The sequence below is a fragment of the Mycolicibacterium monacense genome (assembly GCF_010731575.1).
GTDB classification, from domain to species: domain Bacteria; phylum Actinomycetota; class Actinomycetes; order Mycobacteriales; family Mycobacteriaceae; genus Mycobacterium; species Mycobacterium monacense.
The window spans coordinates 361,151-373,515 of sequence record NZ_AP022617.1; the positions used below are offsets into that span (position 1 = coordinate 361,151).

Genomic DNA, 12,365 nt, shown 5'->3' on the forward strand with positions numbered 1-12,365 from the left:
GGTTGTGCGTGTGCCCGATCGACCCGACCGCCCGTGGGCGGTCTGTGTGTACTGCGCCTCCAGCCCGACCGACGAGAGGTTGCTGAGCCTGGCCGCTCGCGTCGGAGAGGCGATCGCCGACCGCGGCTGGACGCTGGTTTCCGGCGGCGGGAACGTTTCCGCGATGGGCGCCCTCGCCCACGCCGCCAGGGCGCACGGCGGCCGGACGGTCGGGGTGATCCCCAAGGCGCTGGTGCACCGGGAGGTCGCCGACGTCGACGCCGACGAGCTCGTCGTCACCGACACCATGCGTGAGCGCAAACAGGTGATGGAGGACCGCGCCGACGCGTTTCTGTCATTACCCGGGGGCATCGGCACACTCGAGGAATTTTTCGAAGCCTGGACTGCCGCGTATTTGGGTATGCATGACAAGCCGGTGGTGATGCTCGATCCGATCGGTCACTACGAGGGTCTGCTGGCCTGGTTGCACGGTTTGGTCGACAGCGGTTACGTCGCCCGCAGTGCGCTGGACCGGTTGATCGTCGTCGACAACATCGACGAGGCGATGGCAGCGTGCGCCCCTCGCCTCTGAGTGAGCGTGGTTAGGTGGTGCGCACGCACGACGATCGGAGGGGTTGCACCACATGAGCGACGAGAAATCGGGGACTCGTAGCAGCGTCGGTTTGCTGGACATCGCCGCGAGGTTGCCGGGGTTCCTCATGGACGTGCCGACGATCCTGGGCGGCGTCGTCACCGGGTTCGGGGCCAGGCCGTCGGCGAAGACGTCGATCGGCAAGGTCTTCCAGGAGCGGGCCGCCAAGTACGCCGACAAGACCTTCCTCAGGTTCGAGGACCGCGACATCTCCTACCGGGAGGCCAACGAGACGGTCAACCGCTACGCCGCCGTACTGGCCGACCGCGGAGTCGGCCGCGGTGACGTCGTGGCGATCATGCTGCGCAACTCACCCGAACCCGTGCTGCTCATGCTGGCGGCCGTCAAATGCGGCGCTATCTCCGGGATGCTCAACTTCCACCAGCGCGGCGACGTGCTCAAGCACAGCCTCGGCCTGCTCTCGGCCAAGGTCGTGATCGCCGACCCCGACTTCGTCGACCCGATCAAGGAATGCGGCGCCGACACCGACGGTCTGCTGACGATCGAGGAGTTCGAGGAGCTCGCGGAGGGCGCCCCGACCGACGACCCGGAATCGGCGTCGGCCGTCCTCGCCAAGGACAAGGCGTTCTACATCTTCACCTCGGGCACCACCGGGATGCCGAAGGCCAGCGTGATGACGCACTACCGCTGGCTGCGCGCACTGGCCGGCTTCGGCGGGCTCGGTGTGCGGCTGAGCAGCAAGGACACCATGTACTGCTGCCTGCCGCTGTACCACAACAACGCGCTGACGGTGGCGCTGTCGTCGGTGCTGAACTCCGGCGCGACACTCGCGCTGGGCAAGTCGTTCTCGGCGTCGAAGTTCTGGGACGACGTCATCCGTTACGACGCCACCGCATTCGTCTACATCGGTGAGATCTGCACCTACCTGCTCAACCAGCCGAAGAAGGACACCGACCGCAAGCACAAGGTCCGCGTCATCGCGGGCAACGGTCTGCGCCCGGCGATCTGGGACGAGTTCACCAACCGGTTCGGTATCGACCGGGTGTGCGAGTTCTACGCCGCCAGCGAGGGCAACACCGCCTTCGTCAACGCCCTCAACGTCGACAAGACCACCGGCATGTGCCCGACCCCGGTCGCGTTCGTCGAATACGACGGCGACTCGGGAGATCCGGTCCGCGACGAGAAGGGCCGGGTCAAGAAGGTCCGCACGGGTGAGCCGGGGCTGCTGTTGAGCAAGGTCAGCAACTTCCAGCCCTTCGACGGCTACACCGACGAGAAGGAGTCCGAGAAGAAGCTCGTTCGCGACGCCTTCAAGGACGGCGACGTGTGGTTCAACACCGGCGACCTGATGCGCTACCAGGGTCTCGGGCACGCTGCGTTCGTCGACCGCCTGGGCGACACCTTCCGGTGGAAGGGGGAGAACGTCGCCACCACCGAGGTCGAGGCGGCGCTGTCGTTGGACCCGACGGTGGACGAGTGCACGGTCTACGGCGTCGAGGTGGAAGGCGCAGGCGGCCGGGCGGGTATGGCGGCGATCAAGCTCAACGAGGGCTGCGACTTCGACGGCAAGACGCTGGCGCAGACCCTCTACGACCGGCTGCCCTCGTACGCCGTACCGCTGTTCGTCCGCGTCGTCGGCGAACTCGAGCACACCTCGACCTTCAAGAGCCTCAAGGTCGACCTGCGCAAGGAGGGCCACGGCAGCCACATCGAGGATCCGCTGTACGTGCTCAAGAGCCGCGACGAGGGCTACGTCGAGTACTACGACGAGTACGCCGAAGAGGTCAAGGAAGGCAAGAAGCCGAAGTAGCGGCGATTCGGGCGTGGTTGGTCGCGCCCACCGCGACCGAACACGCCGAAATCACCCCGCCCGTAGCCTGGCAGGGTGGAGTCGACCTTCTGCGGACGTCCGGTCGCCGGTGACCGCGCCATGATCATGGCGATCGTGAACCGGACGCCGGACTCGTTCTACGACCGGGGCGCGACGTTCACCGACGAGGCCGCCAAATCCGCCGCCTATCGCGTCGTCGAGGACGGGGCCGACGTGGTCGACGTCGGCGGGGTCAAGGCCGGTCCGGGTCAGACCGTGGGCGCCGACGAGGAGATCGCCCGCGTCGTGTCGTTCATCGAATGGCTGCGCGGCACGTTCCCCGACGTGGTGATCAGCGTCGACACCTGGCGGGCCTCGGTGGCCAAACAGGCCTGCGCCGCCGGCGCCGATCTGATCAACGACACCTGGGGCGGTAGCGACCCCGGACTGCCCGAGGTCGCCGCCGAGTTCAACGCCGGGCTGGTCTGCTCCCACACCGGGGGAGCGGTGCCACGCACCCGCCCGTTCCGCGTCAACTACGGCATCACCGAACGCGGCGTGGTCGACGACGTCATCGCCGAGGTCACCTCGGCGGCGGAGCGGGCGGTCGCCGCGGGCGTCGCGCGGGACCGGATTCTCATCGATCCGACGCACGATTTCGGCAAGAACACTTACCACGGTCTTAGTTTGTTGCGGCACGTGGAAGAGCTTGTAAAAACTGGATGGCCGGTCCTGATGGCGCTGAGCAACAAGGATTTCGTCGGGGAGACTCTGGGTGTGGGTTTGACTGAACGCCTCGAGGGCACCCTCGCAGCAACCGCGCTGGCAGCGCACGCCGGTGCGGCGATGTTCCGGGTGCACGAGGTCGGGCCCACTCGGCGCGTACTGGAGATGGTCGCGTCGATCCAAGGCGTGCGTCCGCCGACGCGCACGGTGAGGGGACTGGCATGACTGTTATTTCGCGGTTACCGGAACTGGAGACACCAGAACTGCACTCCGCCGACGCGATCGCGCGGCACCGCTGGTTCGACACCCACAGTTGGAACCGTCCGACGTGGACGATCGCCGAACTCGAGGCCGCCAAGGCCGGGCGCACCGTATCGGTGGTCCTGCCCGCGCTCAACGAGGAGGAGACCGTGGCCGGGGTGATCGAGACGATCACCCCACTGCTCGGCGGTCTGGTCGACGAGCTGATCGTGCTGGACTCCGGCTCCACCGACGACACCGCGATCCGGGCCCTGGCCGCCGGGGCGCGGGTGGTCAGCCGGGAGACCGCGCTGCCCGAGGTGGCGCCGCAACCCGGTAAGGGCGAGGTGCTGTGGCGCTCGCTGGCCGCGACGACCGGCGACGTCATCGCCTTCGTCGACTCCGATCTGCTCGACCCCGATCCGATGTTCGTGCCGAAACTGCTCGGCCCGCTGCTGCTCACCCCGGGTGTGCACCTGGTCAAGGGCTTCTACCGGCGCCCGCTCAAGGTGAGCGGGCGTGAGGACGCCAACGGCGGCGGCCGCGTCACCGAACTGGTGGCCCGCCCACTGCTGGCGTCGCTGCGGCCCGAGCTGACCTGCCTGCTGCAACCGCTGGGCGGCGAGTACGCCGGCACCCGCGAACTGCTGACCTCGGTGCCGTTCGCACCCGGATACGGCGTGGAGATCGGCCTGGTGGTCGACACCTACGACCGGCTGGGCCTCGACGGCATCGCCCAGGTCAACCTCGGCGTGCGCACCCACCGCAACCGTCCGCTGACCGAACTGGCGTCGATGAGCCGTCAGGTCATCGCGACGCTGATGTCGCGGGTCGGCGTCGGTGACTCCGGTGTGGGGCTCACCCAGTTCTTCGCCGACGGGGAGGGCTTCACCCCGCGGGCGTCGGGCGTCTCGCTCGAGGACCGGCCGCCGATGGCCACGCTGCGACCCCTGAGCGCCGGCGCGAAGAGCCGCCAGTCCCGCTGAGGTCTGTCACACCGGTCAGGCAGTATCGGTGTCGTGACGCTGATACTGCTTTACCTGGTGGTCCTCGTCCTGGTGGGCGTCGTGCTGTTCGGGGTCGGCAGCGTGCTGTTCGGCCGCGGGGAGTCGCTGCCGCCACTGCCACGCGCCACCACCGCGACGGTGCTGCCGGCCTCCGGCGTCACCGGCGCCGATGTCGACGCGGTGAAGTTCACGCAGACGCTGCGCGGCTACAAACCCGGCGAGGTCGACTGGGTGCTCGACCGGCTCGGTCAGGAGATCGACGCGCTGCGCGGTGAACTGGCCGCGGTGCGCGCCGCCGCGGAGCTGGCCGAGGAGTCCCCGTGACCGTCGCCGCCGAGGAAAGGGTCGTCGACGACGGCCGGGTCCGGTGCGGCTGGTTGGACGGATCCCGGCTTGCCGCAGCGGATTTCGAGCTCTACCGGGACTACCACGATTTCGAGTGGGGGCAACCGGTTCTCGAGTCCCCTGCGCTGTTCGAGCGGATCAGCCTGGAAGCCTTCCAGAGTGGTCTGTCGTGGCTCATCATCCTGCGCAAGCGGGAGAACTTCCGGCGGGCGTTCGACGGCTTCGACATCGACCGCGTCGCCGGGTACACCGACCGCGACGTCGAGCGGTTGATGGCCGACACCGGAATCGTCCGCAACCGCGCGAAGATCGAGGCGACCATCGCCAACGCGCGCGCCACGGCCGCCCTCTCCGACGCCGGGGTCGATCTCGCGCAGCTGCTGTGGTCGTTCGCACCGGCCCGGCGGGGCAGGCCGGCGGGGCTGTCCGAGGTACCCGCGGTCACCCCCGAATCGACCGCCATGGCCAAGGAACTCAAACGCCGCGGCTTCCGGTTCGTCGGTCCCACGACGGCCTACGCGCTCATGCAGGCGACCGGAATGGTCGACGACCACATCGCGACGTGCTGGGTGCCACCGGCCGTCGAGGTGCCTCGACACAGCGGTTAAAACGGGTCTTTGCACACGTGGTCGCGCGGATAGGGAACAATAGAGGAGTTGAGTGCCGGTTCCGCCGAGAGGTGGGCGGCCTGGCGGTTGGTTCAGTGTGGAGGGAGCTCTCGATGGCGGCGATGAAGCCCCGGACCGGTGACGGTCCCCTGGAAGCAACCAAGGAGGGGCGCGGCATCGTGATGCGGGTACCACTGGAAGGTGGTGGCCGGCTCGTCGTCGAATTGACTCCAGACGAGGCGGCCGCGCTGGGCGACGAACTGAAGAACGTCACCAGCTAGCGGTTTTGGGCAATACCGGCGCGGCGGCTTTCGGGTCCCGCGCCGGTTCCCGGATGGCCGCACGACGCCGGCCGGGCTACCCCGACACCTTGCGGTAGATCTCCATGGTCTGCTCGGCGATGTGCGCCCACGAGAATTCGGCGATGCACCGTTCACGGCCTGCGGCGCCGTATGCGCGCGCCCGCTGCGGTTCGGCGACCAGTGAGTTGACCGCATCGGCCAACCGGGTCTCGAAGAAGGCGGTGTCGGCAGCGTCGTAGTGCACCAGCAGCCCGGTCTGGTGGTCGGCGACGACCTCGGGGATGCCGCCGACGTCCGAGGCGACCACCGCCGTCCCGCATGCCATCGCCTCGAGGTTGACGATGCCCAGCGGTTCATACACCGACGGGCAGACGAAAACAGTTGCCGCCGAGAGGATTTCGCGAATCTTGCCGATCGGCAGCATCTCCCGCACCCAGAACACCCCGGTGCGGGCGCGGGCCAGCTGCTGCACCGCGGACGTCACCTCCGCGGCGATCTCCGGGGTGTCGGGCGCCCCGGCACACAGCACCAACTGCACCTCGGGGGCGAAGTGGTGGGCGGCCGCGACGAGGTGGGCCACGCCCTTCTGCCGCGTGATCCGGCCGACGAACGCCACGATCGGCCGCGTCGGATCCACCCCGAGTTCGGCGAGCACCGACTCCCTCGGATCCGGTTCGACCGGGTACCAGACGTCGGTGTCGATGCCGTTGCGCACAACGTGCACCCGGTGGGGATCGAGCGCGGGATAGGTCTTGAGCACGTCGTCACGCATCCCGTTGCTGACGGCGATCACCGCGTCGGCCGCCTCGACCGCGGTCTTCTCCACCCAGGACGACACCCGGTAGCCGCCGCCGAGCTGTTCGGCCTTCCACGGCCGCATCGGCTCCAGCGAATGCGCCGTGAGCACGTGGGGGATGCCGTACAGCAGCGCCGACAGATGCCCCGCCAGCCCGGTGTACCAGGTGTGGGAGTGCACGACGGTGGCCTGCCCGGCCGCATTGACCATGTTCAGATCCGCCGACAGCGTCGACAACGCCGGGTTGGCGCCCACCAGTGCCGGATCCGGCGCGGCGACGAAGGCGTCGGCGCGGGGTGCGCCCATGCAGTGCACGTCGACCTCGCACAGATGGCGTAACTGGGCGACGAGTTCGGTGACGTGTACGCCTGCTCCGCCGTAGACCTCGGGTGGATACTCCCGAGTCATCATCGCCACCCGCATGAGTACGACGGTAGTGGTCGCGCCGCGCTGACGCGATCCCGTTCACGAACGCGATTGCGACGAATCCCGACGGGTATTCAGGAGACGAAACCCGCGTTCTACCACCCGCAGACGCGTAATCAATGGTGTCAATGGCTGGCCCCAGTCACCACCGGCGGATAGGTTTGAGACATGAGGGAATTGCCACACGTGCTGGGCATCGTCCTGGCCGGCGGGGAGGGCAAGCGGCTGTATCCGCTGACGGCGGACCGGGCCAAGCCGGCGGTTCCCTTCGGTGGGGCCTACCGGCTCATCGACTTCGTGCTGTCGAATCTGGTCAACGCGCGCTACCTGCGGATCTGCGTCCTCACCCAGTACAAGTCGCACTCGCTGGACCGGCACATCTCGCAGAACTGGCGGTTGAGCGGCCTGGCGGGGGAGTACATCACCCCGGTTCCGGCCCAGCAGCGCCTCGGGCCGCGGTGGTACACCGGTTCGGCCGATGCGATCTACCAGTCGATGAACCTGATCTACGACGAGGATCCGGACTACATCGTGGTGTTCGGCGCCGACCACGTGTACCGGATGGACCCCGAGCAGATGGTGCAGTTCCACATCGAGAGCGGTGCGGGGGCCACCGTCGCGGGCATCCGCGTGCCCCGCGCGGAGGCGAGTGCGTTCGGGGTCATCGACGCCGACGAATCCGGTCGCATCCGCAGCTTCGTCGAGAAGCCGGCCGACCCGCCCGGGACGCCGGACAACCCCGACGAGGCGTTCGTCTCGATGGGCAACTACATCTTCACCACCAAGGTGCTGATCGACGCGATCCGCGCCGACGCCGACGACGACGACTCCGACCACGACATGGGCGGCGACATCATCCCGCGCCTGGTGGGCGACGGGATGGCCGCGGTCTACGACTTCAGCAACAACGAGGTGCCCGGCGCGACCGAACGCGACCACGGCTACTGGCGTGACGTCGGCACGCTCGACGCGTTCTACGACGCGCACATGGATCTGGTGTCGGTGCACCCGATCTTCAACCTCTACAACAAGCGCTGGCCGATCCGCGGCGAGTCGGAGAACCTGGCACCGGCGAAGTTCGTCAACGGCGGCTCCGCCCAGGAGTCCGTGGTGGGGGCGGGCAGCATCATCTCCGCGGCGTCGGTGCGCAATTCGGTGTTGTCGTCGAACGTCTACATCGACGACGGCGCGATCGTCGAGGGCAGCGTCATCATGCCCGGCACCCGGATCGGACGCGGCGCCGTGGTGCGGCACGCGATCCTGGACAAGAACGTCGTCGTCGGGCCGGGGGAGATGGTCGGGGTGGACCTCGAGAAGGACCGTGAGCGGTTCTCGGTCAGCGCCGGTGGCGTCGTGGCGGTCGGCAAGGGCATCTGGATCTAGCTGGCTGTAGGTCGAGTCGGCAGGGGTCGACGCCGTGGGTGGGTCGACACCCCTGCGTGGGGTGTCGTCTTCGAGCGGTCGGTGGTGATGCTGTTGAGGGGCGGGTGCCTGGCGCCCACGCTGACGTATGCAACCCCAGTGTGGGTTATCTGGCGTCGTTCGGGCTGCCATGGAGGCGACGGGTCGCGTGCCAAGCTAGACGCTGCGTAACCCGAGGGGGTCCGCCATAGCGGGTACGGTATCTGATCCGGCCCTTCGTCCCGTTTGCTTAGCGTGGAACTACCGACGGGGGTTGTGACTGATCGTCAACAACTCCAGGTCGGCAGTCAAATTCGGCGCGCGATCACAGCGTCGTGGGCCTGGCAAAGCATCGGAGCCGCCGCTACCAGCGGCCAGAGTCAATCGAGGAAACGCCCACCTCACGATCACGACATCGCGATCGTCACCGGGCGTCCGTACCAGGTCTTGCCGACATCGACGGCAACTGATCGTGGACGACGTGACTGGAGCTACATGCGCAGACACAACGACACCTCCGGGGCGTGTCAGGAGGTCCACGCGCGTCAACACGCGGACAACGAAAGGAATCTAGTTACAGATCCCTTCCTTTAACCTCCGGCGACGTTTGAGAAGGACTGCCTCGACCTATATCAGCGGGTCGTGCCGAACTCGGCACGTATGGCGGGGTTGTGCTCACCGAGTCGCGGCACCGGCCGCATCGGTGCCTCATGCCCGGCGATCGTGACCGGCGGAAGCAACGCGTTCACCGTCCCTCCTGCGGTGGCCACTGCGCGCCAGCGGTTCCTGGCCGCGAGTTGAGGGTGTTGGGCGAAGCCGGCCGGGCTGCGCAACTCCGCGCAGGCGATACCGGCCGCGTCCAGGCGCGCTGTCACATCGTCTGCGGTGCTCGCGCGGAATGCCTCTTCGAGGAGTCCCGTGATCTCGGCGTCATTGGTGACCCGCGCCGTATTGGTGGCGAACCGCTCGTCTTCGACGAGTTCCGGGCGGTTGATGACGCGCTCACACAACGCTTTCCACTCACGGTCGTTCTGCACTCCCAAGAACACCGTTGAAGTTTCGCCCACTCGATACGGCCCGTAGGGAGCGATCGAGGCATGCCGCGCCCCGGTGCGTCGCGTCGGTTGACTTCCGTAGACGCTGAAGTACACGGGTTGCATCATCCATTCGCCCAATGCATCGAGCATCGCGACGTCGATCGTGGCACCTTCGTCGGTGCGCCCGCGCGTGTAGAGCGCCGTCAGGATGCCGGTGTAGGCGTACATACCGGTGGCGATGTCGGCGATGGAGATACCGACCTTCGACGGGGTGTCTGCTGTTCCCGTGGTGGCGAGCAGTCCGGCCTCACATTGGATGAGCAAGTCGTAGGCCTTCTTCGACGTGTATGGGCCGCCGGGTCCGTAACCGGATATCGAGCAGTGGATGAGGCCGGGGCGGCGTGCGCGCAGCGTCGAAGCGTCCAGGCCGATCCGGTCGACTACCCCAGGGCCGAGATTTTGAACGAAGACGTCGGCACGGTCGATGAGGTTGTCGAGCAATCGGCGATCGGCGGCGTCCTTGATGTCGATCTCGACGCTTTCCTTACCACGGTTGAGCCAGACGAAGTAGCTCGATTCGCCGTGCACCGTCCGGTCATAGGTCCGGGCGAAGTCGCCGACCATGGGGCGTTCCACCTTGATCACCCGGGCCCCTAGGTCCGCAAGCTGCCGCGTCGCGAAAGGCGCGGCCACCGCATGCTCGAGAGTGACCACCGTGATGCCCTCCAGGGGCTGCGCGAGTCCCGTCATGACTTGATCGGGTGTCGTCTGATGAGCTCCCGGGCAATGACATTGCGCTGAATCTCGTTGGTCCCTTCCCCGACGATCATCAACGGTGCGTCACGGAAATACCGTTCGACATCGAATTCGGTGGAATAGCCGTAGCCGCCGTGGATGCGGACGGCGTCCAGCGCGATCTGCATGGCCGTCTCCGAGGCGAACAGTTTGGCCATTCCGGCTTCCATGTCGGCTCGGTCGCCGGACTCGTAACGGCGCGCGGCGAACTGCACGAGTTGGCGGGCGGCGGTCAGCCGGGTTGCCATGTCGGCGAGGTAATTGCCGATCGACTGGTGTTGCCAGATCGGCTTTCCGAACGTCTCGCGCTCCTGGACGTAGCGCAGCGAGTCCTCCAGGGCGGCCCTGGCCACCCCCAGCGCACGAGAGGCCACCTGGATACGGCCGATCTCCAGGCCGCGCATCATCTGCGCGAAGCCGTGGCCTTCCTCCGAGCCCAGCAGGGCGGTCTCCGGAACGCGGAAGTCGTCGAAAGACAGCTCGCAGCTCTCGACGCCTTTGTAACCGAGTTTCGGAAGGTCGCGGGACACCTCGAAGCCGGGCCCCTTCTCCACGAGCAGGATGCTCACACCACGGTGCGCGGGAACCGCGGTGCGGTCGGTCTTGCACATCAGCGCGATCAGTTGTGAGCGGCGGGCGTTCGTGATCCATGTCTTGGCGCCGTTGATCACGTAGTGGCCGCCGTCGCGCCGGGCGTGGGTGGTCATCGCCTGCAGATCCGAGCCGCCGCCGGGCTCGGTGAGCGCCATGGTGGCGCGAATGTCGCCGGTGGCCATCCGAGGCAAGTAACGGTCCTTCTGCTCCTCCGTGCCATAGGTCAGGAGAAGTTTCGCGACCACGGTGTGTCCGCCCATTGCGCCGGCCAAACTCATCCAGCCCCGCGCGAGCTCCTCGGTGACGGCTGCGTAGCAGGGCACGGAGACATTGGCCTCGCCCCAGGGCTGGGGAATCGCCAACCCGAAGATGCCCATCTGCTTCATCTGGTCGATGAGTGCTTCCGGATAGGTGTTTGCATGCTCGAGCTCCCGGACCACGGGTTTGACTTCGCGGTCGACGAACTGGCCCACGAGCGCGACAATCGCGGCTTCTTCTTCGTTGAACGTGTACATCCGCTGCTTGTGCTCCTCGCCATCACCCGCCCCGCCGCTCCATCATGGTCGTTGATGATTCATGATGTGAAATAGCGATTGATGATGGTGCGATGTCGCGAACGCATGAGAGGACGCAGCTCGTGGAGATCAAACAGTTGCAAGCGTTGGTCACGGTTGCCGAGGTGGGGTCCATAACGAAGGCCGCTGCGCTGCTGCATCTCGTGCAGCCGGCGGTCACGCGCCAGATCCGCGCTCTCGAGGACGAGCTCGGCGTCGACCTGTTCGAGCGGACGCGGCAGGGCATGCGTGCGACACCGGCGGGCGTAGCGATGGTGGAGCGGGCACGGCGAGCCTTGACCGAACTGGAGCGCGCCCGAGCCGAGCTTCGGCCGCGGGCCGACCACGTGACCGGCATCGTGACGGTCGGGCTCCTCGAGAGCGTGCTGGACGTCGTGGCAGCGCCGTTCACGGCGGCCGTCACCCGACGTCATCCAGGGATCGAATTGCGGTTACTCACAGCGTATTCCGGTCATCTGCAGCAGTGGCTGGACGCCGGGGACGTCGACCTGTCTCTGCTGTACAACATGCGCAGTACATCATCGGTGCATGCGCGTCCGCTGTTGCATGAGGCGATGTGGGCGGTGGCGCCACCGGACGCGGGACTGCGCACCGATGAGCCGGTGGATTTGGCGGCACTCGCCAGACACCCGATCGTGATGCCGGTGGCCGGGCACGGCCTGCGCGTCATCATCGACCAGGCGTGTGCCCGCGCGACCGTCAGCCTGGACGTGGCTGTCGAAACCAACTCGATGCGCCTGCAGAAACAGCTGGTGATCGCCGGTTACGGCTGGACGATTCTGCCTTCCGCCGGCGTCGCCGACGACGTGGCCCGCGGGATCCTGAGCGCCGCGCCGGTGTCTGCGCCGACGATGTCACGCCTGGTGGTGCTGGGCCGGCAGCGCAGCGGGAGAATCCCGCCGGCGGTCGAAACAGTGGCTCACGAGCTGGTCGAGGTCATTCACTCAGTCGTTGCCTCCGGTGCCTGGCCATCTGCCGAACTGATCGAGGGTGGGCCGACTCGAGACGGGTCAGTTGTGCGCGAAGGAGCCCGGATCCGCACGCCGGTGTACGACCCGGTCGATGCGTGAGCGCCGCGTCGGCTTTGCCGGCGCGCCGGCCGAGGTGCCGC

Annotated in this window: 12 protein-coding genes and 1 pseudogene; 10 read left to right on the plus strand and 3 right to left on the minus strand. The window is 67.2% G+C overall.

Features of this window, described 5'->3' with window-relative positions; translation table 11 throughout:
- The first annotated feature begins 4 nt into the window (after positions 1-4).
- The 7 genes from G6N49_RS01765 (at position 5) to G6N49_RS01795 (ending at position 5,609) form a co-directional block, all read left to right on the plus strand.
- Entirely contained in the window at positions 5-571 is a 567-nt protein-coding gene (locus tag G6N49_RS01765; protein WP_011561386.1) for a cytokinin riboside 5'-monophosphate phosphoribohydrolase, read from the plus strand.
- Positions 572-623: 52 nt separating this feature from the next.
- The gene (gene fadD6 / locus G6N49_RS01770) at positions 624-2,402 is read left to right on the plus strand and encodes a long-chain-acyl-CoA synthetase FadD6 (RefSeq protein ID WP_011856636.1); all 1,779 of its coding nucleotides are present in this window, start codon (positions 624-626) and stop codon (positions 2,400-2,402) included.
- Positions 2,403-2,477: 75 nt separating this feature from the next.
- Positions 2,478-3,353 carry a dihydropteroate synthase gene (gene folP / locus G6N49_RS01775; protein ID WP_163647387.1) on the plus strand — a complete coding sequence of 292 codons (876 nt, stop codon included), beginning with the start codon at positions 2,478-2,480 and terminating at the stop codon, positions 3,351-3,353.
- On the plus strand, positions 3,350-4,354 hold the full coding sequence (locus tag G6N49_RS01780) for a glucosyl-3-phosphoglycerate synthase (RefSeq protein ID WP_011561383.1): 1,005 nt from the start codon (positions 3,350-3,352) through the stop codon (positions 4,352-4,354). The genes folP and G6N49_RS01780 overlap by 4 nt, the downstream gene beginning before the upstream one ends.
- Positions 4,355-4,387: 33 nt before the next feature.
- Positions 4,388-4,699, plus strand: a complete 312-nt coding sequence (locus tag G6N49_RS01785; protein ID WP_011561382.1) for a DivIVA domain-containing protein — start codon at positions 4,388-4,390, stop codon at positions 4,697-4,699.
- The gene (locus tag G6N49_RS01790) at positions 4,696-5,328 is read left to right on the plus strand and encodes a DNA-3-methyladenine glycosylase I (protein WP_011856634.1); all 633 of its coding nucleotides are present in this window, start codon (positions 4,696-4,698) and stop codon (positions 5,326-5,328) included. The genes G6N49_RS01785 and G6N49_RS01790 overlap by 4 nt, the downstream gene beginning before the upstream one ends.
- 113 nt (positions 5,329-5,441) lie before the next feature.
- Positions 5,442-5,609 (plus strand): DUF3117 domain-containing protein, encoded by a 168-nt coding sequence (locus tag G6N49_RS01795; protein WP_005059648.1) that lies wholly within the window; start codon positions 5,442-5,444, stop codon positions 5,607-5,609.
- Positions 5,610-5,685: 76 nt separating this feature from the next.
- Here the strand turns inward: G6N49_RS01795 and glgA are convergent, their stop codons facing one another.
- On the minus strand, positions 5,686-6,849 hold the full coding sequence (glgA, locus tag G6N49_RS01800; RefSeq protein WP_083044784.1) for a glycogen synthase: 1,164 nt from the start codon (positions 6,847-6,849) through the stop codon (positions 5,686-5,688).
- A gap of 171 nt (positions 6,850-7,020) precedes the next feature.
- Between glgA and glgC the strand changes: the two genes are divergently transcribed.
- The gene (gene glgC, locus G6N49_RS01805) at positions 7,021-8,235 is read left to right on the plus strand and encodes a glucose-1-phosphate adenylyltransferase (RefSeq protein ID WP_011856632.1); all 1,215 of its coding nucleotides are present in this window, start codon (positions 7,021-7,023) and stop codon (positions 8,233-8,235) included.
- A gap of 650 nt (positions 8,236-8,885) precedes the next feature.
- On the opposite strand, the gene G6N49_RS01810 is transcribed toward glgC, so the two are convergent.
- Together G6N49_RS01810 and G6N49_RS01815 are read right to left on the minus strand one after the other, a co-directional pair.
- Positions 8,886-10,040: a CaiB/BaiF CoA transferase family protein gene (locus tag G6N49_RS01810; protein WP_011856631.1), complete on the minus strand. Its 1,155-nt coding sequence runs from the start codon at positions 10,038-10,040 to the stop codon at positions 8,886-8,888.
- Positions 10,037-11,194 carry an acyl-CoA dehydrogenase family protein gene (locus tag G6N49_RS01815; protein ID WP_011856630.1) on the minus strand — a complete coding sequence of 386 codons (1,158 nt, stop codon included), beginning with the start codon at positions 11,192-11,194 and terminating at the stop codon, positions 10,037-10,039. Before G6N49_RS01815 ends, G6N49_RS01810 begins: the two co-directional genes overlap by 4 nt.
- Before the next feature lie 92 nt (positions 11,195-11,286).
- On the opposite strand from G6N49_RS01815, the pseudogene G6N49_RS29370 reads away from it, so the two are divergent.
- Positions 11,287-11,439, plus strand: a pseudogene (locus G6N49_RS29370) (helix-turn-helix domain-containing protein); the annotation flags it as partial.
- A gap of 141 nt (positions 11,440-11,580) precedes the next feature.
- A complete protein-coding gene (locus tag G6N49_RS01820) occupies positions 11,581-12,324 on the plus strand; it encodes a LysR substrate-binding domain-containing protein (protein WP_235679597.1) in 744 nt (247 codons plus the stop codon).
- Positions 12,325-12,365 lie beyond the last annotated feature (41 nt).